Source organism: Micromonospora sp. RTP1Z1, assembly GCF_033804685.1.
Taxonomy (GTDB): Bacteria; Actinomycetota; Actinomycetes; order Mycobacteriales; family Micromonosporaceae; genus Micromonospora.
In genome coordinates, this window is the sequence record NZ_JAPFQV010000024.1 from 13,024 (window position 1) to 36,832 (window position 23,809).

Below are 23,809 nucleotides of genomic sequence, written 5' to 3' on the forward strand. Positions count from 1 at the left end.
GGCAAGCCACAGCCTGGTCCGTGCCGGTCATCCGGACCGGTACGAGGAGGATCCCGACGTGGAGTTGCTGACCATCGGGGCGTTCGCCCGGGCAGCGCGGCTGACGCCGAAGGCCCTGCGTCTCTACGACGAACTCGGGCTGCTGCCGCCGGCCGCCGTCGACCCGCACTCCGGGTACCGGTTGTACGAGCCGGGTCAGCTCGACCGAGCCCGGCTGATAGCCGCGCTGCGCCGGGCCGGGATGCCGCTGGCGGACGTCCGCGCCGTCTGCGGTCTCGACCGGGCCGCGGCCGCGACGGCGATCGACGCCTACTGGCGACGGGTCAGCGCCGACACCGCCGCCCGCGCCCGCGTCGTCACCGACCTCGTCGAACAGCTCTCCGGAGGGAGCAGCACCATGTCCGACACCAGACCCGCCCTCGGTTTCCGCCACGCCGTCCGCTGCGAGGCCGGCGCCGTCCGGGACAGCAACGAGGACACCGCGTACGCGAGCGGGAACCTGCTGGCCGTGGCGGACGGCCTGCGCGGTCCGGGCGGCGCCGCCGCCAGCGCCGCCGCCGTCGACGCGCTGAAGCCGCTGGAACTCTCCGACGCGCCGGCCGCTGAGCTGCTCGCCACGCTGGCCGGGGCGGTCCAGTCGGCCGAGCGGACGGTACGCGACGCGGCGACGGACGAGCACCAGCCGATCACCACGCTGACCGCGCTGCTGCGGCGGGGATCGCAACTCGCGCTGGTGCACGTCGGGGACACCCGGGCGTACCTGCTGCGCGGGGGCGAGCTGTTCCGGCTGACCCAGGACCACACGTACGTGCAGTCGCTGGTCGATCAGGGCCGGCTCGCGCCCGACCAGGTCGCCGCGCATCCGCAGCGCGCCCTGCTGGTGCGGGCACTCGGCGCCGGCGGCAACCAGGTCGAGGCGGACCTGGCGCTGCGGACCGCCCTGGTCGGTGACCGCTACCTGCTCTGCTCCGACGGGATCTCCGCGGTCGTCGGGCAGGAGGCGCTGCACCGCGCGCTCGGTGGCGCCGGCGACCCGGAGAGCGCCGTCGGGCGCCTGGTGGATCTCGCGTACGGCGAGGGCGCGCCGGACAACATCGCCTGCGTGGTCGCCGACGTCGTCGCGGACTGAACCCACCCTGGCCGGCCGGACCCGCTCGGGCCGGCCGGCCAGGACGTACGCTGGCGATCATGCGGATTGGCATCGTGATCCTTCCCGACCAGCGCTGGTCGGATTCGCAGCGCCGCTGGCGGCAGGCCGACGAGTGGGGCTTCGACCACGCCTGGACGTACGACCACCTGGGCTGGCGGGACCTGGTCGACGGCCCGTGGTTCGACTCGATGACCACGCTGACCGCCGCCGCGACAGTGACCTCCCGGATCCGGCTCGGCACGCTGGTCGCTTCGCCGAACTTCCGGCATCCGGCGGCCTTCGCCCGGCAGATCACCGCGCTGGACGACGTCTCGGGCGGTCGGCTGCTGCTCGGCCTCGGCGCGGGTGGCATCGGCTTCGACTCGGCGGTGCTGGGCGGCGAGACGTTGCCGCCGCGGCAACGGGTGGACCGGTTCGCCGAGTTCACCGAACTGCTGGACCTGATCCTGCGCGAGGACGGGACGACGTGGCGCGGCGAGTGGTTCGCCGCCGTGGATGCCCGGAACAAACCCGGCTGCATCCAGCAGCCCCGGGTGCCGTTCGTGGTCGCCGCCAACGGGCCGCGCTCGATGCGGCTGGTGGCCCGCTTCGGCCAGGGCTGGGTGACCACCGGCGCGGGCGAAGAGGACCTGGAGAGCTGGTGGTCCTCGGTCGCGGAGTTCTCCGCCCGGATGGACGCCACGCTGGAGCAGGCGGGCCGCGACCCGGCCACCCTCGACCGTTACCTGTCGCTGGATGCGGCCCCGGTCTTCTCGCTGAGCAGCGCGGACTTCTTCGCCGAGCAGGTCGACCGGGCCGCCCGGCTCGGCTTCACCGACGTCGCCACGCACTGGCCCCGGGCCAACAGCTGGTACGCCGGCGACGAGCAGGTCCTGGTCGATGTCGCCACCCGGCTCCTGCCGGAGCTGCGCGGCGTCTGAGGACGGCCGCGCTCAGGTGCTCAGGTCACCGGTGCTGATCCCGCCGTCGCCGGCCGAGACCAGCCGGAAGCGGATGCAGACTGCGTGTCGTCGCCGGGGCCACATCCCGCCGACGCTAGCCGCCGGTGATCTCCCATCGCGCCATTTCACGTCCCCCACCGGCGGGCCCGTCGGCACTAATGTGAGGGAGGTCGGGACCACGAGGAGGCGACCATGGCGGACCGCCGGGCGGTGCTCATTCCGGGCCGGTGGTACGACACCCGGGCCCCGCTCTTCGTCCACGTCGGCGAGGCGCTGCGCCGGCTCGGCTTCGACACCCACGAGGTCACCTGGCAGGTGCCCCACGACCTGGGCGACGACCGGGCCGCGCCGTGGGTGGCCGAGCAGGTGACGCCCGCCCTCGGGGAGCCGACCGACCTGCTGGTCGGCAAGTCGCTCGGCGCCTTCGCCGCCCCACTCGCCGCGGACCGGGGGCTGCGGGCGGTCTGGCTCACCCCGCTGCTCAACCGGGCCGACGTGACGGACGCGCTGAGCCGGGCGAGCGAGCCGTTCCTGCTGGTCGGTGGCACGGCGGACCAGCTCTGGGACGGGGAGGCGGCCCGCCGGCTCACCCCGCACGTGTTGGAGATCCCCGGCGCCGACCATTCGATGATGGTGCCCGGCCCGCTGGCCCGCTCCGCGGAGGTGCTGGGCCGGGTCTGCACCGCGGTCGAGGACTTCGTCAAATGAGCTGTCCGGCGTAGCCGGCCGCCGCGAGCACCCGCCCGTCGCCGGTCGCCGCGTGCGCGTCGAGCACCGCGTCGGCCAGCTTCACCACGTGCGCGTCGCCGTGCCGGGCCGCCCGGGCGAAGACCTCCGCCGGGTCGCCGGGCGCGACCGCCGGCGGCGGGACCGCTGCCGGCGCGGCGTACACCGAGGTGACGGCGGCGGTGGCCGACCAGGCCGCGGCGACGCTCGGCGCCCACGCCGCCGGGTCGAGGGCCGGCAGGGTACGCAGCACCGCGGTCGGCGCGGTCACCGCGTGCACCAGCATCACCGGGTTGCCGTGCCCGAACCGGAGGTAGTCCAGGGCCGCCCGGTGCACCAGGTCGGTGAGGGTCCGCTCGGCCTCCGCCGGGGTGGTCGGCGGGCGGAGCGCCGTCACCGCCCCGGGCCACTGCGGTAGGTCGGGCAGTCGGCCCAGCCGCTCCCGGATGCCGCCGGTCTGTTCGGCGATCCGGGGCACCCCGGCCAGCGCGGCGGTCACGTCCGACCGGCCGGTGAGCGGGCCGGCCCCGGGCACCGGCTGCCAGCGGGCGGCCCAGTAGCCGAGCGCCTGGCCCAGTTCGGCCAGCCGGTCCGGTCCGGCGCCGTCGTTGAGCAGCACCCGGACGGCGTGCCCGACCCGGATCACCCCGTGGGTGGCGCCGGCGGCGATCCCCGGCAGCAGCCGGGGCCACCAGGTGCCGAGCACGTCCCGCCAGGGGCGGTCGCGCAGCTCGCGGTCGAAGTGGGTGAGCCAGTCGCCGGCCCGCTTCGGGTCGCCGAGCGCCGCCCGCCAGTCGTCGATCGGGCGCAGCCCGCGGGGCAGCTCGTCGAGGCGGCGCAGGTAGTCGTCCAGCCAGCGGTGCACCCGCGTCCCGTGCCCGTGCCGGATCAGCGCCTCGACCGCCATCGGGCCGTGGTTGGAGAGCCAGCCCTCGAACTCGGGGCCGGTCCGGTGCAGCCGTTGGTACGCCTCGTCCAGGATGCCGTCGTTCATGTCGACAATCCTCGAACCTGAACCGTGCTACAGGTCAAGGGCTTGTCGTCAGGCGAGGAGCCGGGCGGCGTCGACCAGGGCGCGGACGCCCAGTTCGGCGGCCACCTCCGGCGGGCAGTCGGCTACCACGGCGGCGGTGCCGACCACCTCGGCGCCGCGGGCCGCGCAGATCTGGTGCAGGGCGCGCAGTTGGGCGCCGGTGGCGACCCAGTCGTCCACGAGCAGCACCCGATCGCCCGCGCCGAGGTGCCGGTCCCGGACGCCGAGGGTGACCCGCCGGCCCCGGAAGTCGGGCGGGCTCTGCGCCCAGCTCACCGCCCCCGCCGGGAGTCGCCCGTCAGCCGCCTTGTGCGCCGGCACGAAGCCCACTCCGAGCGCGGTCGCGGCCAGCGGTCCGAGCAGCAGCCCGGTCACCGCCGGGGCGAGCACCACGGTCGGCCGGGCCGGCCGGAAGGGCGCCACCAGGGCCGGCCCGAGGGCGAGCAGCACCTCCGCGTCCCGCCACCAGCCGGAGACGTCGCTGACCAGGTGGTCGCTCTCCGGGCCGGGGTCGACCCAGCGGAAGAGTTCGACCAGGCGTTCGTTCAGCACCGTCCCATCCTCGGACACCGACGCCAGGCGATGTCGAATGAGTCGTGGCCAGGGATCATTCCACCGATCGGGCCACCAGTGATCGTCCGATCGGCTACACGTATCGGGGTAAATGCGGGCATACCATCATGATCACGTTGACTTCGGAAGTGCTTCTCTCGTTACGGTCCGAGCCGGTTTGTTCAGATGACGAAAGGACCGGGCCGGTGGCTGGTAGGCACTTCCGTACCCGCAAGTTCTCCTCGCCCGCCGGCATCGCGGCCACCGCGGCGGTCGGCGTGGTGCTCGCCGTCGGCGGCACCGTCGGCGCGGTCCAGCTGACCTCCGGCTCGGCCGCTCCCGAGCCGGCCGTCGCCGAGGCGCTGCCGAGCACCCTGGCTCCCACCTCGCCGTCCGCGTCGCCGAGCGCGTCGACCGCGCCGAGTCTCAGCCCGTCGCCGAAGGCCACCCCCAGCCCGAAGGCCACCCGGACCCAGGCCGCCTCCAGGAGCAAGGCCCGCACCGCCAGCCCGAAGCCCACCGCCACGGCGAAGAAGACCGCCGCGGCCAAGGTGGTGGACACCGGCTCCTGCGGCGCGTCCTTCTACGACGAGGGTCAGATGACGGCCAACGGGGAGACCTTCAACCCGGACGCGCTGACCGCCGCGCACAAGACCCTGCCGTTCGACACGAAGGTCCGGGTGACCAACCCGGCGAACGGCAAGTCGGTCGTCGTCCGGATCAACGACCGTGGGCCGTACGTCGACGGCCGCTGCATCGACCTGTCCCGGGCCGCGTTCCAGGCGATCGCCTCCGTCGACCTCGGCGAGGTGACCGTCAGGTACGAGGTGCTCGGCTGACCGGGTGAGCGACGGCGATCGGGCCGGTGAGGCGATCCGGCCGGGCAGAACTTGTCGGACGACGGGCCAGGTTCATTCACCCGTTCACGTCCATCCGGCATGCTGTCCGATGTACGCACTCAACCCTTCCAGTCGGGCCGCGGCCCGCTGAGCCCCGGATCCCGCGCCGGCCTCGGCGCGGCCCTCGGGCTGCTCGCACTCGTCTCCGCCATGGAGTTGGCCGACGGTCGGCCGGCGCACTACGTGGCGCTGATGGTCGCCGCGCCGTTCCTCGCCGCCGCGCTGGCGTCCTGGCGGGTGGTGCTCGGAGTGGGCGCCCTCGCCACCGTCATCGGCGCCAGCTTCGCCCTCGCCGAGCGGACGATGTCGCTGGTCACCGCGGTCAACGTCGCCGGCATCGCGTTGGCCACCGCGATCGCGGCCGCCGTGGCGGCGGCCCGCCAGCGCCAGGCCGAGCAGATCGCCGAGCTGTCGAAGCTGGCGACGGTGGCGCAGCGGGCGGTGCTCCGGCCACTCGGCCCCCAGGTGGGCACGCTCGCGGTGGCGGCGCGCTACATCTCCTCGACCGCCACCGCCGAGATCGGCGGCGACCTCTACGAGGCGATGGACACCCCGTACGGCGTCCGCATGATCATCGGGGACGTCCGGGGCAAGGGGCTGGACGCGGTCCGTCTGGCCAGCATCGTGCTCGGCTCGTACCGGCACGTCGCGTACGAGCGGGCCGATCTGCGGGCCGTGGTGACCGACCTGGACCGGGCGGTGGCCCGCAACGTCGGCGACGAGGACTTCGTCACCGCCGCCCTGGTCGAGGAGCGGGGTGGGACCCTGACCATCGTCAACTGTGGACACCCGCCGCCGCTGCTGCTGCGCCGGGGTGCGGTGATCCCGCTGGAGCCGCCCGCGCCCGCGCCGCCGCTCGGCTTCATGCCGGTGGTCCGCCCCCGGGTGGAACGGCTGGAACCGGGCGACCGGCTGCTGCTCTTCACCGATGGCCTCGGCGAGGCCCGCCGGGACGGCGAGTTCTTCCCGACCGCCGACCGGGCCTGGCGGCTGCTCGGCCACGGCACGGTCGCCGACGGCCTGGCCTCGCTGGAGACCGCGCTGGTCGAGTGGGTGCACGGCCGGCTCGATGATGACATCGCCCTGGTCCTGATGGAGTACACCGGCCCGCGCAGCGGCGCGACCGCCGCCGTGCCGAGCTGGGAGGTCGGCGCGGCCGAGAGCTGAGGACCGGCCGGCTCAGCCGTCCGCCAGCTCGTCGGTGGCCCGCCGGCCCGCCTCGCCGGCTCGGCGGAGGAAGTCCGCGATCAGGTCGAGCTGGGTCTCGTCGTACCCGGTGCAGATCTCGTCCATCGAGGCGTTCATGCCCGCGTAGAGGCCGAACAGTTCCGCGTTGCGCTCCCGCCGCGCCCGGACCGTGACCGACCGGCGGTCCGTGGCTTCCGGGTCCCGCTCCCGGACGATCCAGCCGCCGCGTTGGAGCCGGTCCAGGACGCCGGTCATGGTGGCCGGGTGCAGGCCGGCGCGCCGGGCCAGCGCGCCGGGGTTGATCGGCCCGTGCCGGGCGATCAGGTCGAGGCAGTCCAGGTCGACGTCCCGCAGCGCGAGGCGTACGCCGACCTGGTGGTTCAGCAGCGCCAGCTGGTTGTTCAGCTCGCGCATCGCCTCCTTGATCCGGGTGGCGCTCCGGCGACGGCGACGGGCGTTCTCAGATTCTACGGAATCCATATTGTTTGAGCCTCGTATCAACTGTTACGGTTTCCATATCTTACGAGACTCGACCGTCGATCGCGGTCGAGGCAGGGAGGCAGTCGCCATGAAGCTCACGATCTTCGGTGCCACCGGTGGTATCGGCCGGCATCTCGTCAATCAGGCCGGGTCCGCCGGCCACGACGTCACCGTCGTGGTGCGCGACCCGGCGAAACTGGCCGGCGCGCCGGTACGGGTGGTCGCCGCCGACCTCGCGACGGCGGACCCGGAGACGCTGCGTACGGCGGTCGGCGGCGCGGACGCCGTGCTGTCCGGCCTCGGCCCGCGCTCGGCGGCCGACGCCGGCATCACCGCCCGGGGCACCCGGGCGATGGCCGAGGCGATGGCCGGCGCGGGCGTCCGGCGGATCGTGGTGGTCAGCGCCGCCCCGGTCGGCCTGGTGCCGTCCCCCGGCCGGCCCCACCCGCCGCGGCGCGACCCGGGCGACGGCCCGTTGATGCGCTACGTGCTCGGGCCGGCGATCCGGCGGGTGCTCCGCGACCACTACGCCGACCTGGCGCTGATGGAGGAGGAGCTGCGGGACGGCTTCCTCGACTGGACCGTGGTCCGCCCGCCGCGGCTGACCGACAAGCCGCTGACCGGCGCCTACCGGACGGCGTACGACCGCAACGTCCGGGGCGGCGTCACCATCTCGCGGGCCGATGTCGCCCAGCTCATGCTCGACCTGCTCGACCGGCCGGACTCGGTCCGGCGGACCGTGGGCGTCGCCAACTAGCTCGGCGTCCCGCTGGTCGGCGTGGCTGCGGCGGCCGGGCTGGCGCTCGGGTTGGCCGGGAACTGAACCGGAAGTGTGTAATCGCTGTCACTTCCCCGATCGGCTTGTCGTTGGCTACCGGTGAGTAATACAGTCGGGGTTACTGATCGGTAACACCTGTCCGGAAGCGGGGCCAGCGAGCATGACCCACTACAAGAGCAACCTTCGGGACCTCGAGTTCAACCTGTTCGAGGTCTTCGGGGCGGACCGGACGTTCGGCCAGGAGCCGTACACGGACCTGGACGTCGACACCGCCCGCAGCTTCCTCTCCGAGGTCGACCGCCTGGCCCGCGAGGACCTGGCCGCCAGCTACACGGACAGCGACCGCAACCCGCCGGTCTTCGACCCGGCGACGCACACCGCGCCGCTGCCTGAGTCGTTCAAGAAGTCGTTCCAGGCGTTCATGGACTCCGAGTTCTGGCGGCTGGACCTCCCCGAGGCGCTCGGCGGCACCAACGCCCCGCGCGCCCTCTGGTGGTCGCTCGCCGAGATGGTGCTCGGCGCCAACGCTCCGATCTGGATGTACGCCTCCGGCCCGTCCTTCGCGCACGTGCTCCACGTCGAGGGCACCGAGCAGCAGCAGAAGTGGGCCAGGCTCTTCATCGACAAGCAGTGGGGCTCGACCATGGTGCTCACCGAGCCGGACGCCGGCTCGGACGTCGGCGCCGGTCGGACCCGGGCCGTGCAGCAGCCAGACGGCTCGTGGCACATCGAGGGCGTCAAGCGCTTCATCACCTCGGGTGAGCACGACCTGAGCGACAACATCGTCCACTACGTGCTGGCCCGTCCGGTCGGCGTCGAGGGCGTCGGCGGCCCGGGCACCAAGGGCCTCTCGCTCTTCGTCGTGCCGAAGTACCACTTCGACGAGAGCACCGGCGAGCTGGGCGAGCGCAACGGCGTGTACGCCACCAACGTCGAGCACAAGATGGGCCTGAAGGTCTCCAACACCTGCGAGGTGACCTTCGGCGAGCACGGCGTACCGGCCAAGGGCTGGCTGCTCGGTGAGAAGCACGACGGCATCCGGCAGATGTTCATGATCATCGAGTACGCCCGGATGATGGTCGGCACCAAGGCGATCGCCACCCTCTCCACCGGCTACCTGAACGCCCTGGAGTACGCCAAGAACCGGGTGCAGGGCGCCGACCTGGTCCAGCAGGCCGACAAGACCGCCCCGCGGGTGACCATCACCCACCACCCGGACGTGCGCCGCTCGCTGCTGCTGCAGAAGTCGTACGCCGAGGGCCTGCGCGCGCTGGTCTGCTACACCGCCTCCTGGCAGGACAAGGTCGCCATCGCCGAGGCGGCCGGTGACGAGAAGGCCACCAAGCTGGCGAAGCGGGTCAACGACCTGCTGCTGCCGCTGGTCAAGGGCGTCGGCTCCGAGCGGGCGTACGAGCTGCTCGGCCACGAGTCGCTGCAGACCTTCGGCGGCTCCGGCTTCCTCCAGGACTATCCGCTGGAGCAGTACGTCCGGGACGCCAAGATCGACACTCTGTACGAGGGCACCACGGCGATCCAGAGCCTCGACCTGATCTTCCGGAAGATCGTCCGGGACAACGGCAAGGCTCTGATGGCGGTCGCCGGCGAGATCCAGGAGTTCATCGCCTCCGAGGCCGGCAACGGCCAGCTCAAGGAGGAGCGGCTGGCGCTCGGCAAGGCGCTCGCCGAGATCCAGAACATCCTCGCCGTGATGACCGGCTGGATGGGCGAGGCGCAGGCCGGTGATACCCGGGCCCTCTACAAGGTCGGCCTGAGCAGCCGTCGCTTCCTGCTGGCCATCGGCGACCTGGTGGTCGGCTGGCTGCTGCAGAAGCAGGCGGACGTGGCGCTCAAGGCGCTGGCCGGCGAGGTCTCCACCGCCGACAAGGCGTTCTACACCGGCAAGGTGGCCGCCGCCCGGTTCTTCGCGCGCGAGGTGCTGCCCCGCATCGGCTCCGACCGGCGGATCATCGAGGGCGCCGACCTGGAGATCATGGACCTCCCGGAGGAGGCGTTCTGATCCCGGACGGGATCCGGCAGTGACGACCGGCGGCCGGCGAGCACCTGCTCGCCGGCCGCCGCCGTCTTTCCCGCAGCCGAGGCCGGGTTGCGGCATATCACGGTGTCCGTCCCGTTCCGACACCCCGCCCTGCCGCGAAGCGGGCCCGGCCGTCGGGGGGCGGGTCGCCGCGCCGGCCCGGGATTGGCGAGGTCCGGCCCGGTAGGGCGGCCATGGTGCGGGTAACCGTCGCGGACCACGTCAGAGCACGCCCAAGGGCCACCGCACGGGGGAGTGCAGCGCACATGGGCATCGGTAGCGGCATCTTTCTCATCGCGCTCGGCGCGATCATGACCTTCGCCATCCGGGCCAACGTCTGGTGGATCGACCTGCGCGCGGTCGGCTGGGTGTTCATCCTGGCCGGGCTGGCCGTCCTGCTCACCACGCTCTGGTTCTGGCAGGACCGCCGCAAGCGGGCGCGCACGCTGATCGTGGAGGAGAACCGGCTCTCCCACCCGACCGCGATGATGCCTCCGCCGCCCGACCCGCCGCCGCCGACGGCCCCGCCGTCCTGATCCTCAGCCGCGGGCGGTGTGGCGGGCGGTGACGGGCGCGCCGACCGGGGCGACTTCCGCCCAGCGGGTGGTCGGGCGGTGCACCACCAGATCGGTGGTGCGCAGGCCGTCCGGGTCCGCCCGTTCCGGGTCCAGCAGCGCCGACAGCAGTGAGATGCCCGGGTTGTGGCTGATCAACAGCACCGTGCCCGCGGTCGGCTCCACCGCCCGGACCAGCTCCAGCAGCTGGTCCGGGTTCGCCTCGTACGCCCCGGTCTCATAGCGCACCACCGGTAGCGACCCCGCCGGTCCGCCTTCCGGCGGGGATCCCGTCATGCCCATGGCCACCCCGTGCCAGGTCTGCCGGGTCCGCCGGGCGGTGGAGCAGAGCACCACGTCGGGGAGCAGCCCGTGCCGGGCCAGCCAGGCGCCGGCCGCGGCCGCGTCGGCGTGCCCGCGGGCCGTCAGCGGCCGGTCCGGGTCCGGGGCCTCCGGGGACTGTTCGGCCTTGGCGTGCCGGAGCAGCACCAGCGTCCGCTCCGGGTTCCTGCCGTCTGTCATGCGCACAGCTTGCCTGATTGGCGATCGGAGCGCCTGGGTAAGTCGATGGATGCCGCTACCTCATCCATGGCCGCGGCGGTAGGAAACGCCAGCTGAACGCCAAGGAGGCGACGTCATGGGCATCGGTGCCAGCATCTTTCTGATCGCGCTGGGCGCGATCTTCGCGTTCGCCATCGACGCTAACCTGGGATGGCTCGACCTGAACGTCGTCGGCTGGGTGCTGATGCTCGCCGGCGTCGCGGGTCTGATCACCACGCTCTACTTCTGGAACACCCGCCGGCGTACGGTGGTCGCCGCGCCGGTGCGCCAGCGGGTGGTGGCCGATCCGGTCGTGCCGGTGCAGGACGAGCGGGTCGTGCGCGAGGAGTACCGCGAGGTGCGCCGCCCGGGCTACCCGGCCTGAGCCGTACCGCAGCGACCTCGGGGGCCCCGCGACGGCGCGGGGCCCTCGAACCGTGTCCGGGTCAGGAGAAGAGCGCGAAGTAGATCGCGATGTGGTGGCAGATCGCCGCGAGCAGGGTGCAGGCGTGGAAGAACTCGTGGTGCCCGAAGACGGTGGGCCACGGGTTGGGCCTGCGCAGCGCGTAGAAGACCGCGCCGACGCTGTAGATCGCGCCGCCGACGGTCAGCAGCACCAGGGCGGTCACGCCGCCGGAGTGCAGGATCTCCGGCAGCATCGTCACGGCGACCCAGCCGAGCGCCAGGTAGAGCGGCGCGGAGACCCAGCGCGGGGCGTGCGGCCAGATCACCTTCACCGCCACCCCGGCCAGCGCCCCGGCCCAGACCAGGCCGAGCATGATGGTGGCGTGCCGGGTGTCCAGCAGCAGGGCGCAGAACGGCGTGTACGTGCCAGCGATGAACAAGAAGATCATCGAATGGTCCAGCCGGCGCATGAGCTGGTAGCCGCGCTCGGACCAGACCCGCCGGTGGTAGAGGGCGCTGGTGCCGAAGAGCCCGCAGACGGTCAGGCTGTAGATGAGGCAGCTGACCAGGGGCGCCCAGCCGGGCCGGGCGGCCGCGATCGAGCAGAGCACGATGCCGCAGACGAGCGCGACGAAGAACGCGTAGGTGTGCAGCCAGCCGCGCATCCGGGGTTTACCGATGTCGACCGGCTTGCGCCGAAGCGGTGCGGAGGTGGTCACCCCAATAGGCTACGACACCGTAGGTTACTTGTAAGTAGTGGCGCTTGGTACTGACCGCCAACACGCGATCGTCGACTGAGCCGCTTTCGCCCGGGAGGATGGCGGGATGCGGATCCGGCCCGTCGGCGCGCACGCCCTCCTGCTCCACTGCGACGACCCAGAGCAGGTGGAGGCGTGGCGGGCCGAGCTGTGGCGCCGGCGCGACGCCGGCGACCTGACCGCGGTCGAGATCGTCCCCGCCGCGGCAACGGTGCTGCTCGACGGCGTACCGGACCCGGCGGCGGCCGCCGCGCTGATCGGTGGCTGGACCCCGCAGCCGGCCGCCACCACGGCCGCCGCGCACGAGGTCGAGGTCCCCACGGTGTACGACGGGGAGGACCTGCCCGTCGTCGCCGGGCACTGGGGGGTGACGGTGCCCGAGGTGGTCGACCGGCTGTGGCGCACCGAGTTCCGGGTGGCGTTCTGCGGATTCGCTCCGGGGTTCGCGTACCTGACCGGGCTGCCGCCAGCGTGCGCCGTTCCCCGGCGGCCCAGCCCCCGGCCCCGGGTGCCGGCCGGCTCGGTGGCGCTCGCCGGGCCGTACGCCGGGATCTATCCCACCGCCTCGCCCGGCGGCTGGCTGCTGGTCGGCCGGACCGACCTCGTCCTCTTCGACGTGCACGCGGACCCGCCGGCCCGGCTCACCCCCGGCACCCGGGTGCGGCTGGTGTCCCGTGCGCGCGAGGAGTGAGCCGGTCTTGCGAGCCCCGCAGCCGCGAACCGGCGTGCTCAGCGTGATTGAGGTGCTCCGGGCCGGCGCGCTCACCACCGTCCAGGACCAGGGCCGACCCGGCTTCGCCCACCTCGGCGTGCCCCGCTCCGGCGCCCTCGATCCGGCCGCGCTGCGGCTGGCCAACCGGCTCGTCGGCAACCCGGAGACCGCCGCCGGGCTGGAGATCACGCTGACCGGCTGCGACCTGCGGTTCGGTCGCGCCGCCTGCGTCGCGCTGACCGGGGCGGAGGCCGAGGTCCGGATCGACCGCCAGCCGCCCGGCCACCGGCCCGCCGACGTGGGCCGCCCCGGCGACCTCGGCCGGCCGCTCTCCCTCACCGCCGGGGCGGTGCTGCGGATCGGTCCCGCCCGGGCCGGCCTGCGCACCTGGTTGGCCGTCTCCGGCGGGCTCGACGTGCCACCGGTGCTGGGCAGCCGGGCCACCGACACCCTCTCCGGACTCGGCCCGCCCCCGCTACGCGACGGCGACCGGCTGCCCCTCGGCCCGCCGGTCGGGCACCCCGCCCCGGTCGACGTCACCGTCACCCCGCCCGTCCCGGACGAGCTGCGGCTCACCCTGCACCTCGGCCCGCGGCACGACTGGTTCACCCCGGCCGCGCTCGACCTGCTGCTCGGCACCGCGTACACGGTCAGCCCGGTGAGCAACCGGGTCGGCGCGCGACTGGCCGGCGCGGCCCTGCCCCGCGCGGTGACCGGGGAACTGCCCAGCGAGGGGCTGGTCCTCGGGGCGGTGCAGGTGCCGGCCGACGGGCAACCGCTGATCTTCCTCGCCGACCATCCGACCACCGGCGGATACCCGGTCGTGGGTGTGGTGGACGACGTGACCCCGCTCGCGCAGGCCCGCCCAGGGACTACGGTGAGATTCCATGGACCTCAACGCTGACCTCGGCGAGGGATTCGGCATCTGGCGGCTCGGCGACGACCAGGCCCTGCTGGACCTGGTCACCTCCGCCAACGTCGCCTGCGGGTTCCACGGCGGCGACCCGCCCACCATGCGCCGGGTCTGCGCCGCCGCCGCCGAGCGCGGGGTCGCCGTCGGCGCCCAGGTCGGCTACCGGGACCTCGCCGGCTTCGGCCGCCGGCACATCGCGTACGAGTTCGCCGAACTCCGCGACGAGGTCACCTACCAGCTCGGCGCGCTCGAGGCGTTCTGCCGGCTGGTCCACAGCCGGATCCGCTACCTCAAGCCGCACGGCGCGCTCTACCACGCGGCGGCCTGCGACGAGGCCCAGGCCGCCGCCCTGGTCGCCGCAGTGAGCGGGTACGACCACGAACTGCCCATCCTCTGCGCGCCCGGCTCGGTGCTCGCCCAGCTCGCCGTCGGCGCCGGACTGCGGGTGGTCGCCGAGGGTTTCGCCGACCGGAACTACCTGCCCAACGGCTCGCTGGTGCCCCGGACCGCCGCGAACGCGCTGGTCACCGACCCCGAGGAGGTGGCCGACCGGGCGGTCCGGATGGCGATCGAGCGCACCGTCGTCGCGATCGACGGCCGCGTGGTGCCCTGCCACGTCGAGTCGATCTGCCTGCACGGCGACACCCCCGGCGCGGTGGCCTCCGCCGCCCTGGTCCGGGCCGCGCTCCTCGACGCCGGCGTCACCCTCTCCCCGTTCGCCTGACCGCCGGGCGCGGATCCTGGTGGGGCGGCGTCAGACGTCCATGCCGCGGAGGACCAGTGGGAGGCGGGTGGCGCCGGCGTCGACCACCCGTACCGGCACGCCCCAGTCCTGCCGGGTCAAGTGGCAGGCGGCGTGCTCGACGTCCGCGTCGCAGGTCGCCGCCTGAGCGGTCACCTGGAGCACGCCCTGGGCCACCTCGCCGTTGACCACCAGCCGGCGGGACAGGTCGGTGGTGGTGCCCGCCCCCTCGAGCAGCAGCTCCGGCGGCGAGGCCGAGACCACCAGCCGGGTCGACGGCCCGTACGTGTCGTCGAGCTTCTGCCCGGGCGCCGGGGTGAAGATGACGTCCAGCGTCAGCTCCCCGGCCGCCACGTCGGTCGGCTTGCGCTCCATCCGGTGCCGGGGGCCGTCCACCATGCTGGCGCCAGCGGCGGAGAGTGCGCCCGGGGCCAGCCGGGTCAGCCGGTGCGCGGCGGACTCGACCACCAGCACCTCACCCTCGGCGGTGAGCACCAGGTCACTCGGCTCGGCCAGGCCGTCCGCCACCGTGGCGACCTGGTCCGTCTCCGGGTCGAAGCGGCGGACCGCCCCGTTGTACGTGTCCGCGACCAGCACCGAGCCGTCCGGCAGCGCGCACACCCCCAGCGGGTGCTGCAGCAGCGCCCGGTCGGCCGGGCCGTCGACGTGGCCGAAGTCGAAGAGGCCCTGCCCCACGGCGGTGCCCATGACGCCGTTCTCGACGTACCGGACGGCGCTGCTCTCGCTGTCCGCGATCCAGAGCCGGGCGCCGTCGGCCGAGACGGAGAGACCGGAAGGCTGCGCCATCCAGACGTCCGGCAGCGGGCCGTCGCGCAGCGCCTCGACCGTGGTGCCCGCGTACATGCCGGCGGTCCGCCGGATCGGGTCGAACCACCAGAGCTGGTGGATGCCGGCCATGGCGATGACGACTTTGTCGTCGTACCAGGCGACATCCCAGGGGGAGGAGAGGTCGACCGAGTGGGCGTCGTGCGCATGGTCGTCGACCGTGGAACGCCACTGCCGGCCGGTGCCGGCGATCGTGACCACCTCGCCGGTGTCCAGCCGCACCCCGCGGAGCAGGTGGTTGACGGTGTCCGCGACGACCACGTCGTAACCGGCCACCTCGGCGGCGTGCGCCGGGAGCAGGCAGAGCCCCTGCGGCTCCGAGAAGGTGGCCGTCTCCGCCGGGCCGTCCGCGTGGCCACGGGCACCGGTGCCGATCCGGCGAACCAGCTTCTCGCCGTCCGGCGCCAGCTCCACCAGCGAGTGCCGGGCCGAGTCCGAGACCAGCAGGTTGCCGCCGTCGAGCACCACCGCCTTGCCGGGGAAACGCAGCGTGGTGTCCGGCTCGGCCGGCGGGACGTACGGGCCGTCGCCCCGGTGCAGGGTGCCCTTCGCCTCGTGGGTGGCGATCAGCTCGTCGACCAGCCGGGCCAGCCCCTCGGCGTGTCCCTCGCCGGCCATCGTGGCCACCACGTAGCCCTCGGGATCGACCACGGACAGGGTCGGCCAGGCCTTGGCCGCGTACTGCTGCCACATGTCCAGCTCGGGGTCGTCGAGCACCGGGTGGTGCACCCCGTACCGCTCGACGGCGGCGGCCAGCGCGTCCGGATCCTTCTCGTGCTCGAACTTGGGCGAGTGCACCCCGATGACGACCAGCACGTCGCCGTACTTCTCCTCGAGCGGGCGCAGCTCGTCGAGCACGTGCAGGCAGTTGATGCAGCAGAAGGTCCAAAAGTCCAGCAAAACGATCTTGCCGCGCAGGTCGGCCAGCTTGACGTCCCTGCCGCCGGTGTTCAGCCAGCCCCGACCGCGCAGCTCGGGTGCCCGTACTCGTGCGCTCATGCCCCCAGTCTGCCGGACCGGGCGGCCCCGACCGGCCGCCACCCGGCGCGGGCTCGATCACACCCCGGGTACGACGGCGGGGCCACGGATCACCGTGGCCCCGCCGTCGACGAGCTGTCTACTTGCCGCCCGGCTTCAGGCAGAGCACCCGGTTGGTCCCCTCGCCCGGCATCACCACGCGGGGCTGCGTCGGATCGCCGCACTTGTCCTCGGCGTCGACCTTCGACACGACCGTGAAGGCGCCCTGATCGCCACAGGCGGCGGCCACCGCGCCCCCGCCGGACTGCTTCACGCAGGAGCCCACCGCCGGGTCGAACGAGGCCGGCTTGTCGGCGCCGCCGACCTTGCCGAGCAGCGTCAGCAGGCCGAGCGGAACGGCCAGGATCAGCACCGCGGTGATCAGCACGACGGCCAGCACCCGCCCGTTGCGCACCTTCGGCGTCGGCGCCTCGGTCTTCGGTTCGGCGTCGGGCTTGAACGCGTCGAAGCGGCCCTGCTCCGGCCCGGCGCCGAGGCTCTGCTGCCAGGCTGGCGGCGCCTGGTGGGGCGGCGGCGGGAAGGCCGCCGGGAACCCGCCCGGGCCCTGCTCGTGCACCGCCCCCGGACCCTGACCGGGCACGGCGACGGAGGCGCGGCCACCGGCCGGCCCGCCGAACTGGTCGCCCGGTCCGCCCGGACCGCCGAACGGATCACCGTGGTGACCCGGGCCAGCCTGGGCACCGAAGGGGTCGTTGTGTCCACCCGGACCGCCGTACGGGTCGCCCTGGCCGGGAGTGCCGAACGGGCCGCCCGGACCACCGTGGCCGCCTGGACCGCCGAACGGGTCGCCGGGGCGTTCGCCGTTGTGCGGGTGCACCCCGTTGGCCGGGCGGTTGTTGGCGGCCGGGTCCACGAAGGACGGCACACCGGACGGGAACGGCGGCGGACCCGCGGGCGACGACGGCGGCGCGGACGGCACCGAGGGTGCCTCGGCGAAGCCTTGCGGCCCCACCGGCCGGCCGTGGTCGTCGAAGCCGGACTGCGGGCCCGGGTCGTCGTAGCGCTGGCCCTGGTCCGGGTAGCCGTTCGGGTCGTCCTGCTCGGCGGCCTCCGCCGCCTCCGGCCGGGTCGGGCGGCCGTACACCCGGGGCTGCGGGGCCGGCGAGCCGGCGGGCCGCAGGGCCTGGTCGGTCGGGGGCATCACCCGACTGGCCAGCGGCACCGACGCGCTGGCGGAGATGCCGCCAGCCTCCGGGGAGGTACGCGGCGCGGGCACGACCGGGCCGGCCGGCGACTGCGGCTCCTGGTGCGACGGCTCGGCCCGACCCCAGCCGGGCACCTCGCCCGACTGCTCCGACTCGTACGCCTGCGGGTCCCGGCCGGCCGGCTCGCCGTGCGCCTCTCCGGCCGGGGCGAACTGCGCCGGTGGCAGGTAGTCGGCGGGCGGCGAGGCGGCCAGGCTGGCGCCTGGCACCCGCTGCTCCTGCGCCGGCAGCGGCACGGCGTTGGCCGGTGAGATGCCCGGGCCCGGAGCCGGCTGGTAGACCGGTGCCTCCTCGGCCCGGCCCGGCTCCCAGCCGTTCGACTGCGGCGCGGCGGGTTCCGCCTCGGCGGACCGACCCCACGCCTCGCTGGACGTCCACGGCTCGGCGTCCAGGACGGCGGGACGGTCCCCGCGGGTCCACTGCGGCGGGTCGTCCTGGTTGGCGCCCCAGGTCGGCGGGCCGTCCGGGGACGGCACCGAGGCGGTGGCCCGGGCCGGTGCGGGCTCGGGGGGCGTCCAGCCGCCGGCCTCCGGACGGTCGTCCTGCGCCGGGGCGGCGGTCGCGCCCCAGGAACCGGCCTGCGCCGACTCCTCCGACGCGGGCCGGTCCTGCTGCTGCGGCACGGCGGCGGCGCCGCTCCAGCCGCTGGTAAGGCGCTGGTCGTCCGGCGTACCCCAGGCGGGCTGCTGCGGCTGCTCGCCTGGCGTGGCCGCCCGTCCGGCGGCCCAGCCGCCGGAGCGGTCCGGGTCGTCGTGGCGCTGCCCGGCGGGGCCGGCCTCCCAGCCGCCGGCGCGCGCGGCGTCGTCCTGCTGCGGGGCCGCCCCGCCGCGGGCCGGCTCCGCGTCGTCCTGCCGGGCGGGCGCGCCCGCGGCCCAGCCGCCCGAGCGGGCGGGATCGTCCTGCTGATCCTGGTTCCCGGTCGTCCAGCCGCCGGAGCGGTTCGGCTCGTTCGGCGCCGACCACGGCTCGTTCGGTTGGCCGGTCGGGGCGGGAACCTGCGCGGCGGCGCGGGCGGGAGACCAGGCGGGCGCGGACTGCTCGCCCTGCTGGCCCCAGGCCGGCTGCTCGTCCTGCGGCGGGGTGGCCCAGCCACCCGAGCGGGCCGGGTCGTCCGGCTGCTGCGCGGCGGCTCCGACGGCCCAGCCGTCGGAGCGGTCGTCCGGGGTGGTGGGTGCCGCGCTCCAGCGTCCGGACCGGGCGGGGTCGTCCTGCTGAGCGGCCCAGCCGCCGGAGCGGGCTCGGTCGTCGTGCGGCTGCCCGGTGGGGGCGGGTACCTGTGCGGCGCCCCGGGCACCCTGGTCGGCGGCCTGCGTCCAGGCCGGCTGTTCCCCGCGCGCCGGTGCGGCGCCCCAGGCGTTGCCGGCCTGCTCCGGCGGCGTCCCCCAGGTGGGCGGGGACTGCTCGGCCTGGGGGCTCGACGGGTTGGCGCCGGGTGCGGAAGCGGCGGCCCAGGCGGGGCCGGCCTGCTCGGGCGCGGCCCAGGCGGGCTGGGGCGAGCCGTCCCAGGCACCCGGTTCGGTCTGCTGCGGCACCTGGGCGGCACCCCGGGCGGAGTTCGGTGGCTGGCCGCCCGGCTGCGCCCAGGCGGGGGCGGGCGACTGGTCGTCCTGCCCGGCCCAGGCGGGGGTCGGCTGGCTCGGCCGACCGGCCGGCGGGGGTGGTGCCCAGCCGAGGTCGGGGGCGTTGGGGTACCCGTTGTCCTGCTGCGCCGGGTGGTCGCCGTAGGGCGCCGGTCCGCCGGCGCCCGGCGACACCTCGCCCGGCTCCTGGCCGGGGCGGTGCGGGGCCTCGGACGTCATGGGTGCGCCTCCTCCATCACATGTCGGCCGCCGATGCCGATCGGGGACCGTCGGCATGGTTGCCGGCGTCGCCGGCGGGTACCGGCCGTGCGGGCTCCCCGCACCGTATCCGGTGGCCGCCCGGAGGCGTCCGGGGAGCACGGGCCGTCACTCACCGTTGCCGGAGGGTGTCGATCGGCTTCTATCGGCGCGATCTGCTCCCGGGGCGGATGGGTGGCGACCGAGGCCCACCGTACCGGGCGGTGCGTCGAGGTGGAATCCCGGTCTCAATCACCCCGGAACGCCGAAGACCCGCCCGGCTGCGCCGGGCGGGTCTTCGGACTGGAGGAGGAGAGGAAAGTCGTGGGGCGTCAGCTGAGGTGACGCTGGGCGATGGCGAGAAGCTCCTCGCGGACCGCGGGCGAGTTGGCGGAACGCAGCGCGTGCTCGATGGCACGGGCGCGGCGGTTGGCGTCGCGGCGGTTGCGGATTCGCTCGATCATGCTCATCTGGGTCTCTCCTCCTGGCTATTCGGTTGTTAGCCCCTTGATGTCTCCATTGAAGCGCATCGCGCGGCCAAATACCATCGATTAGTAGGTGAGCTGAACCACTTACCTAAGGATCGTAGGTCAACAGGTGGTCTTGGCTGACGATTCCTTTGCCCAACGGACACGGCCGGTGTGCCGGGTGTTCACCCGTGGCACACCGGCCGTGGCCTGGTGTCGTGGACCGTCAGGTCCAGGCGAGCAGCGCCGCCTCCGGATCGGCCAGGAAGTCCCCGATGTCGCGGAGGAACTTCGAGCCGAGCTCACCGTCGATGATCCGGTGGTCGAACGACAGGCCCAGGGTGGTCACCTGGCGCGGCTTGACCTTGCCCTTGTGCACCCACGGCAGCTCGCGGACCGCGCCGAAGGCCAGGATCGCCGACTCGCCCGGGGGCAGGATCGGTGTACCGGTGTCCACCCCGAACACGCCGACGTTGGTGATGGTCAGCGTGCCGGCGGACATGTCGGCCGGTGAGGTGCGGCCGGCCTTCGCCGTCTGCACCAGGCCGGTCATCGCGTCCGCCAGCTCGCGCAGCGAGAGCCGCCCGGCGTCCTTGATGTTCGGCACGATCAGGCCACGCTCGGTGGCCGCCGCGATGCCCAGGTTGACGTAGTCCTTGACCACGATCTCGTCGCCGGCCCAGGTCGAGTTGACCATCGGGTGGCGCTTGACCGCCAGCAGCACCGCCTTGGCCACCAGCAGCAGCGGCGAGACCCGCACGTCGCGCCACTCCCGCCGCTCCCGGAGCCGGTCCAGAGCCTTCATCGCCCGGGTCACGTCGACGGTCAGGAACTCCGTCACGTGCGGGGCGGTGAACGCCGAGCGGGACATGTTCTCGGCGGTGAGCTTGCGTACCCCCTTGACCGGGATGCGCTGCTCGCGGTCCGCGCCGAAGCTCGCGGCCGCCGTGGCCGGCACCGCGGCCGTCAGCGGCTCGGCCGCCGCCGCGGTCCCGCTCGCCGCCCGCTGTACGTCCTCCCGGGTGATCGAGCCCTGCGGGCCCGAGCCGGTCAGCGTGCCCAGGTCGACGCCGAGATCCTTGGCGAGCTTGCGCACCGGCGGCTTGGCCAGCACCAGCCCGCCGGCCCGCCCGTTGCCGTTCGCCGCTGGAGCGGGCGACACCGGGGCCACCGGAGCGGCCGGAGCCGGCGCGGCCTGGACCGGCGCGGCCGGAGCCGCCGGCGGCTGGGCCGGGGCCCCGCCCTTGCGCGGCCGGCGCTTGGCCGCCGTGGTGCGCGGGCCGTAGCCGACCAGCACGGCGGTACGCCCGCCCGGGGCGGGACCGCCGATCAGGCCCGGCTCGATCGCGCCCTCGGCCGGGGCCACCTCGACCGCGGCCAGCGAGGCCGCCGACGGGGTCGGCAGCGCGGCGGCCGGCGCACCGGTCGTCGACTGCGCGATCGGCCCGGCGCCCGGGTCGGTGTCGATCGCGATGATCGGCGTGCCGACCTCGACCGTGCTCCCCTCCGGGTGGAAGATCGCATGCACCTGGCCGGCCCACTTCGCCGGGATCTCGACGGCCGCCTTGGCCGTCTCCACCTCGACGATCGGCTGGTTCAGTTCGATGACGTCGCCCACCTTGACCAGCCAGGCGAGGATCTCGCCCTCGGTCAGGCCCTCGCCCAGGTCGGGGAGGTTGAACTCCTTGATCCGTGACATGCCGCTCACCAGCCGAAGGTGCGGTCGACGGCGTCGAGCACTCGGTCGAGGTCGGGCAGGTACTCCTCCTCCACCCGGCTGGCCGGGTAGGGGGTGTCGAAGCCGGTGACGCGCAGCACCGGGGACTCCAGGGAGTAGAAGCACTCCTCGGTGATCCGGGCCGCGATCTCCGAGCCCAGGCCCAGGTTGCCCGGGGCCTCGTGGACGACCACGCAGCGGCCGGTGCGCTGCACCGACTCGTAGGCGGCGGTCAGGTCCAGCGGGGAGAGCGTGCGCAGGTCGATGACCTCCAGCTCGCGGCCGTCCTCGGCGGCGGCGGTCGCCGCGTCCAGGCAGGTCCGCACCATCGGCCCGTACGCCAGCACGGTGGCGTCGGTGCCGGCGCGGACGACCCGGGCGGAGTGCAGCGGGTACGCCGCGCCCAGCGGGGCGTCCAGCTCGACCGGCCCCTTCTCCCAGTAGCGCCGCTTCGGCTCCATGAAGACGATCGGGTCGTCCGAGGCGATCGCCTGCTGGATCATCGAGTACGCGTCCTGCGGGTTCGAGCAGGTCACGACCTTCAGGCCGGCGGTGTGCGCGAAGTACGCCTCGGGCGACTCGGAGTGGTGCTCGACCGCGCCGATGCCACCGCCGTAGGGGATCCGGATGACCATCGGGATCCGCACCTTGCCCTGCGAGCGGTAGTGCATCTTCGCCACCTGCGACACGATCTGGTCGTACGCGGGGTAGACGAAGCCGTCGAACTGGATCTCGCAGACCGGGCGGTAGCCGCGGATGGCCAGGCCGACCGCGGTGCCGATGATGCCGGACTCGGCCAGCGGGGTGTCGATCACCCGCTGGTCGCCGAAGTCCTTCTGCAGGCCGTCGGTGATCCGGAAGACGCCGCCGAGCTTGCCGACGTCCTCGCCCATGATGACGACCTTCGGGTCGTTCTCCAGGGCCTTGCGCAGACCTGTGTTGAGGGCCTTGCCGAGGGTGAGCGTCTCCGTGGCCATCAGTGGGCGCTCCCCTCGAACGACTCCATGTACTTGCTGAACTGCGCCCGCTGCTCGTCGAGCTCCGGGGACCCGTTGGGGTAGACGTGGTCGAACATCGTCACCGGCTCCGGGTTGGGCATCTCGAGCACCCGCTCGCGCAGGTGCACCGACTCGGTACGGGCCTGCTCGTCGACGGCGGCGAAGAAGTCCGCGTCGGCGATCTGCTGCTTGGTCAGGAACGCCTTCATCCGCGCGATCGGGTCCTTGGCCTTCCAGGCCTCGACCTCGCTGGCTATCCGGTAGCGGGTCGGGTCGTCGGAGGTGGTGTGCGCCCCCATCCGATAGGTGTACGCCTCGATCAGGCTCGGGCCCTGGCCCAGCCGGGCGTTGTCCATCGCGTGCCGGGTCACCGCGTACGACGCGAGCACGTCGTTGCCGTCCACCCGGACGCCGGGGAAGCCGAAGCCGCCCGCCCGCTGGTACAGCGGGACGCGGGTCTGCCGCTCCAGCGGCTCCGAGATGGCGTACTGGTTGTTCTGGCAGAAGAACACCAGCGGGGAGTTGAAGACGCTGGCCCAGACGAACGCCTCGTTGACGTCGCCCTGGCTGGTGGCGCCGTCGCCGAAGTAGGCGATCACCGCCTCGCCGTCGTCGCTGCCGGTCTTGCCGTCCATGTGGACGCCCATGGCGTACCCGGTCGCGTGCAGGGTCTGCGCCCCGATGACGATCGTGTACATGTTGAACTTGAACTCGTTGGGGTCCCAGCCGCCCTGGTCGACGCCACGGAACAGGCCGAGCGGCATGATCGGGTCGATGCCCCGGCAGTAGAGGACGCCGTGCTCCCGGTAGGTCGGGAAGGCCATGTCCTGGGTACGCAGCGCCCGGCCGGAGCCGACCTGCGCGGCCTCCTGGCCCAGCAGGCTGGCCCAGAGGCCCAGCTCGCCCTGGCGCTGCAGCGCGGTCGCCTCGGCGTCGAGCTTGCGGACCAGCACGAGGTCGCGGTAGAGCCCGCGGTACTCCTCGTCGGTGAAGTCGGCGCGGTACTCGGTCCCGTCCGGGCCGGTCGCGCTCTCGATCCGCTCGCCCTCGGGCGTCAGCAGCTGTACGAGTTCCGGCTCGCCCGCCGTGGCGGCTCGCGTGGAACGGGGTGCGGCCCGCCGGCCGCGGGTGGTGACCCCGGGGTCGCCCTTTGCCATCCGTCTCTCCCTGTCGTGTCTGCGTCGGCGCCGGGGGTGACCCGTGCCGCGCAACTCGTGCGCCGCCCGGCTGGTGCCGGGCTGGTCTCTGGCGGCCGCGCCTAGCCCCGGTGAGGGTTGCCGCGCGGCGTTGAGCCGGATTCTTGGGCGAACCCGGA

At 73.9% G+C, this 23,809-nt stretch carries 23 protein-coding genes; 12 read left to right on the top strand and 11 right to left on the bottom strand.

Annotated features, from left to right (window positions below):
* Positions 1 to 58: 58 nt before the first annotated feature.
* The 3 genes from SLP03_RS14270 to SLP03_RS14280 all read left to right on the top strand — a co-directional run bounded on the left by SLP03_RS14270 (position 59) and on the right by SLP03_RS14280 (position 2,799).
* Positions 59 to 1,129 carry a MerR family transcriptional regulator gene (locus tag SLP03_RS14270; RefSeq protein ID WP_319461071.1) on the top strand — a complete coding sequence of 357 codons (1,071 nt, stop codon included), beginning with the start codon at positions 59 to 61 and terminating at the stop codon, positions 1,127 to 1,129.
* A gap of 59 nt (positions 1,130 to 1,188) precedes the next feature.
* On the top strand, positions 1,189 to 2,070 hold the full coding sequence (locus SLP03_RS14275; protein WP_319461072.1) for an LLM class flavin-dependent oxidoreductase: 882 nt from the start codon (positions 1,189 to 1,191) through the stop codon (positions 2,068 to 2,070).
* Positions 2,071 to 2,283: 213 nt separating this feature from the next.
* A complete protein-coding gene (locus SLP03_RS14280) occupies positions 2,284 to 2,799 on the top strand; it encodes an alpha/beta hydrolase (protein WP_319461073.1) in 516 nt (171 codons plus the stop codon).
* Here the strand turns inward: SLP03_RS14280 and SLP03_RS14285 are convergent.
* On the bottom strand, positions 2,792 to 3,811 hold the full coding sequence (locus tag SLP03_RS14285) for a questin oxidase family protein (RefSeq protein ID WP_319461074.1): 1,020 nt from the start codon (positions 3,809 to 3,811) through the stop codon (positions 2,792 to 2,794). The two genes, SLP03_RS14280 and SLP03_RS14285, sit on opposite strands and share 8 nt — an antisense overlap.
* 48 nt (positions 3,812 to 3,859) lie before the next feature.
* Complete coding sequence (locus SLP03_RS14290) at positions 3,860 to 4,402, bottom strand: phosphoribosyltransferase family protein (RefSeq protein WP_319461075.1); 543 nt, start codon at positions 4,400 to 4,402, stop codon at positions 3,860 to 3,862.
* A 206-nt stretch (positions 4,403 to 4,608) separates the two neighbouring features.
* Between SLP03_RS14290 and SLP03_RS14295 the strand changes: the two genes are divergently transcribed.
* Positions 4,609 to 5,241, top strand: coding sequence for a septal ring lytic transglycosylase RlpA family protein (locus SLP03_RS14295; RefSeq protein ID WP_319461076.1), 633 nt, complete (start codon positions 4,609 to 4,611; stop codon positions 5,239 to 5,241).
* A 99-nt stretch (positions 5,242 to 5,340) separates the two neighbouring features.
* On the top strand, positions 5,341 to 6,468 hold the full coding sequence (locus tag SLP03_RS14300; RefSeq protein ID WP_319461077.1) for a PP2C family protein-serine/threonine phosphatase: 1,128 nt from the start codon (positions 5,341 to 5,343) through the stop codon (positions 6,466 to 6,468).
* A gap of 12 nt (positions 6,469 to 6,480) precedes the next feature.
* Here SLP03_RS14300 and SLP03_RS14305 read toward each other — a convergent pair whose 3' ends face one another.
* Complete coding sequence (locus tag SLP03_RS14305; protein WP_319461078.1) at positions 6,481 to 6,969, bottom strand: MarR family transcriptional regulator; 489 nt, start codon at positions 6,967 to 6,969, stop codon at positions 6,481 to 6,483.
* Between the two features lie 88 nt (positions 6,970 to 7,057).
* Here SLP03_RS14305 and SLP03_RS14310 point away from each other — a divergent pair, with 88 nt between their 5' ends.
* From SLP03_RS14310 to SLP03_RS14320, 3 genes are all read left to right on the top strand, one after another.
* Entirely contained in the window at positions 7,058 to 7,726 is a 669-nt protein-coding gene (locus SLP03_RS14310; protein ID WP_319461079.1) for an NAD(P)-dependent oxidoreductase, read from the top strand.
* Positions 7,727 to 7,907: 181 nt separating this feature from the next.
* Positions 7,908 to 9,764: an acyl-CoA dehydrogenase gene (locus tag SLP03_RS14315; RefSeq protein WP_319461080.1), complete on the top strand. Its 1,857-nt coding sequence runs from the start codon at positions 7,908 to 7,910 to the stop codon at positions 9,762 to 9,764.
* A gap of 284 nt (positions 9,765 to 10,048) precedes the next feature.
* Entirely contained in the window at positions 10,049 to 10,318 is a 270-nt protein-coding gene (locus SLP03_RS14320; protein ID WP_067300694.1) for a DUF6458 family protein, read from the top strand.
* Between the two features lie 3 nt (positions 10,319 to 10,321).
* On the opposite strand, the gene SLP03_RS14325 is transcribed toward SLP03_RS14320, so the two are convergent.
* Positions 10,322 to 10,858: a SixA phosphatase family protein gene (locus tag SLP03_RS14325; RefSeq protein WP_319461081.1), complete on the bottom strand. Its 537-nt coding sequence runs from the start codon at positions 10,856 to 10,858 to the stop codon at positions 10,322 to 10,324.
* A 115-nt stretch (positions 10,859 to 10,973) separates the two neighbouring features.
* On the opposite strand from SLP03_RS14325, the gene SLP03_RS14330 reads away from it, so the two are divergent.
* Positions 10,974 to 11,261, top strand: coding sequence for a DUF6458 family protein (locus SLP03_RS14330; RefSeq protein WP_319461082.1), 288 nt, complete (start codon positions 10,974 to 10,976; stop codon positions 11,259 to 11,261).
* Positions 11,262 to 11,322: 61 nt separating this feature from the next.
* On the opposite strand, the gene trhA is transcribed toward SLP03_RS14330, so the two are convergent.
* A complete protein-coding gene (trhA, locus tag SLP03_RS14335; RefSeq protein WP_319461083.1) occupies positions 11,323 to 12,000 on the bottom strand; it encodes a PAQR family membrane homeostasis protein TrhA in 678 nt (225 codons plus the stop codon).
* Between the two features lie 106 nt (positions 12,001 to 12,106).
* Between trhA and SLP03_RS14340 the strand changes: the two genes are divergently transcribed.
* Genes SLP03_RS14340 through SLP03_RS14350 form a run of 3 tightly spaced genes read left to right on the top strand, consistent with a single transcriptional unit; the run spans position 12,107 to position 14,388 of the window.
* Positions 12,107 to 12,730 carry a 5-oxoprolinase subunit B family protein gene (locus SLP03_RS14340; RefSeq protein WP_319461084.1) on the top strand — a complete coding sequence of 208 codons (624 nt, stop codon included), beginning with the start codon at positions 12,107 to 12,109 and terminating at the stop codon, positions 12,728 to 12,730.
* A gap of 43 nt (positions 12,731 to 12,773) precedes the next feature.
* A complete protein-coding gene (locus SLP03_RS14345; protein ID WP_319461085.1) occupies positions 12,774 to 13,655 on the top strand; it encodes a biotin-dependent carboxyltransferase family protein in 882 nt (293 codons plus the stop codon).
* Positions 13,639 to 14,388, top strand: coding sequence for a 5-oxoprolinase subunit PxpA (locus tag SLP03_RS14350; RefSeq protein WP_319461086.1), 750 nt, complete (start codon positions 13,639 to 13,641; stop codon positions 14,386 to 14,388). The genes SLP03_RS14345 and SLP03_RS14350 overlap by 17 nt, the downstream gene beginning before the upstream one ends.
* Before the next feature lie 30 nt (positions 14,389 to 14,418).
* Here SLP03_RS14350 and SLP03_RS14355 read toward each other — a convergent pair whose 3' ends face one another.
* From SLP03_RS14355 to pdhA, 6 genes are all read right to left on the bottom strand, one after another.
* Positions 14,419 to 16,251, bottom strand: a complete 1,833-nt coding sequence (locus SLP03_RS14355; RefSeq protein WP_319461087.1) for an NHL domain-containing thioredoxin family protein — start codon at positions 16,249 to 16,251, stop codon at positions 14,419 to 14,421.
* A 118-nt stretch (positions 16,252 to 16,369) separates the two neighbouring features.
* On the bottom strand, positions 16,370 to 19,294 hold the full coding sequence (locus SLP03_RS14360) for a hypothetical protein (protein WP_319461088.1): 2,925 nt from the start codon (positions 19,292 to 19,294) through the stop codon (positions 16,370 to 16,372).
* Positions 19,295 to 19,644: 350 nt separating this feature from the next.
* On the bottom strand, positions 19,645 to 19,782 hold the full coding sequence (locus tag SLP03_RS14365) for a hypothetical protein (RefSeq protein WP_262283549.1): 138 nt from the start codon (positions 19,780 to 19,782) through the stop codon (positions 19,645 to 19,647).
* A 223-nt stretch (positions 19,783 to 20,005) separates the two neighbouring features.
* Entirely contained in the window at positions 20,006 to 21,478 is a 1,473-nt protein-coding gene (locus SLP03_RS14370; RefSeq protein WP_319461125.1) for a dihydrolipoamide acetyltransferase family protein, read from the bottom strand.
* Between the two features lie 5 nt (positions 21,479 to 21,483).
* Complete coding sequence (locus SLP03_RS14375) at positions 21,484 to 22,473, bottom strand: alpha-ketoacid dehydrogenase subunit beta (protein ID WP_319461089.1); 990 nt, start codon at positions 22,471 to 22,473, stop codon at positions 21,484 to 21,486.
* A complete protein-coding gene (gene pdhA / locus SLP03_RS14380) occupies positions 22,473 to 23,651 on the bottom strand; it encodes a pyruvate dehydrogenase (acetyl-transferring) E1 component subunit alpha (RefSeq protein WP_319461090.1) in 1,179 nt (392 codons plus the stop codon). The genes SLP03_RS14375 and pdhA overlap by 1 nt, the downstream gene beginning before the upstream one ends.
* Positions 23,652 to 23,809 lie beyond the last annotated feature (158 nt).

What these genes read in the sequence shown, in the direction of transcription:
- SLP03_RS14375 (WP_319461089.1), bottom strand. Translation starts at nt 22,473, where the DNA reads ATGGCCACGGAGACGCTCACCCTCGGCAAGGCCCTCAACACAGGTCTG.
- SLP03_RS14275 (WP_319461072.1), top strand. Translation starts at nt 1,189, where the DNA reads ATGCGGATTGGCATCGTGATCCTTCCCGACCAGCGCTGGTCGGATTCG.
- SLP03_RS14360 (WP_319461088.1), bottom strand. Translation starts at nt 19,294, where the DNA reads ATGACGTCCGAGGCCCCGCACCGCCCCGGCCAGGAGCCGGGCGAGGTG.
- SLP03_RS14320 (WP_067300694.1), top strand. Translation starts at nt 10,049, where the DNA reads ATGGGCATCGGTAGCGGCATCTTTCTCATCGCGCTCGGCGCGATCATG.
- SLP03_RS14340 (WP_319461084.1), top strand. Translation starts at nt 12,107, where the DNA reads ATGCGGATCCGGCCCGTCGGCGCGCACGCCCTCCTGCTCCACTGCGAC.
- SLP03_RS14280 (WP_319461073.1), top strand. Translation starts at nt 2,284, where the DNA reads ATGGCGGACCGCCGGGCGGTGCTCATTCCGGGCCGGTGGTACGACACC.
- SLP03_RS14315 (WP_319461080.1), top strand. Translation starts at nt 7,908, where the DNA reads ATGACCCACTACAAGAGCAACCTTCGGGACCTCGAGTTCAACCTGTTC.
- SLP03_RS14285 (WP_319461074.1), bottom strand. Translation starts at nt 3,811, where the DNA reads ATGAACGACGGCATCCTGGACGAGGCGTACCAACGGCTGCACCGGACC.
- SLP03_RS14305 (WP_319461078.1), bottom strand. Translation starts at nt 6,969, where the DNA reads ATGGATTCCGTAGAATCTGAGAACGCCCGTCGCCGTCGCCGGAGCGCC.
- pdhA (WP_319461090.1), bottom strand. Translation starts at nt 23,651, where the DNA reads ATGGCAAAGGGCGACCCCGGGGTCACCACCCGCGGCCGGCGGGCCGCA.
- SLP03_RS14350 (WP_319461086.1), top strand. Translation starts at nt 13,639, where the DNA reads ATGGACCTCAACGCTGACCTCGGCGAGGGATTCGGCATCTGGCGGCTC.
- SLP03_RS14355 (WP_319461087.1), bottom strand. Translation starts at nt 16,251, where the DNA reads ATGAGCGCACGAGTACGGGCACCCGAGCTGCGCGGTCGGGGCTGGCTG.
- SLP03_RS14330 (WP_319461082.1), top strand. Translation starts at nt 10,974, where the DNA reads ATGGGCATCGGTGCCAGCATCTTTCTGATCGCGCTGGGCGCGATCTTC.
- SLP03_RS14370 (WP_319461125.1), bottom strand. Translation starts at nt 21,478, where the DNA reads ATGTCACGGATCAAGGAGTTCAACCTCCCCGACCTGGGCGAGGGCCTG.
- SLP03_RS14325 (WP_319461081.1), bottom strand. Translation starts at nt 10,858, where the DNA reads ATGACAGACGGCAGGAACCCGGAGCGGACGCTGGTGCTGCTCCGGCAC.
- SLP03_RS14310 (WP_319461079.1), top strand. Translation starts at nt 7,058, where the DNA reads ATGAAGCTCACGATCTTCGGTGCCACCGGTGGTATCGGCCGGCATCTC.
- SLP03_RS14300 (WP_319461077.1), top strand. Translation starts at nt 5,341, where the DNA reads ATGCTGTCCGATGTACGCACTCAACCCTTCCAGTCGGGCCGCGGCCCG.
- SLP03_RS14365 (WP_262283549.1), bottom strand. Translation starts at nt 19,782, where the DNA reads ATGAGCATGATCGAGCGAATCCGCAACCGCCGCGACGCCAACCGCCGC.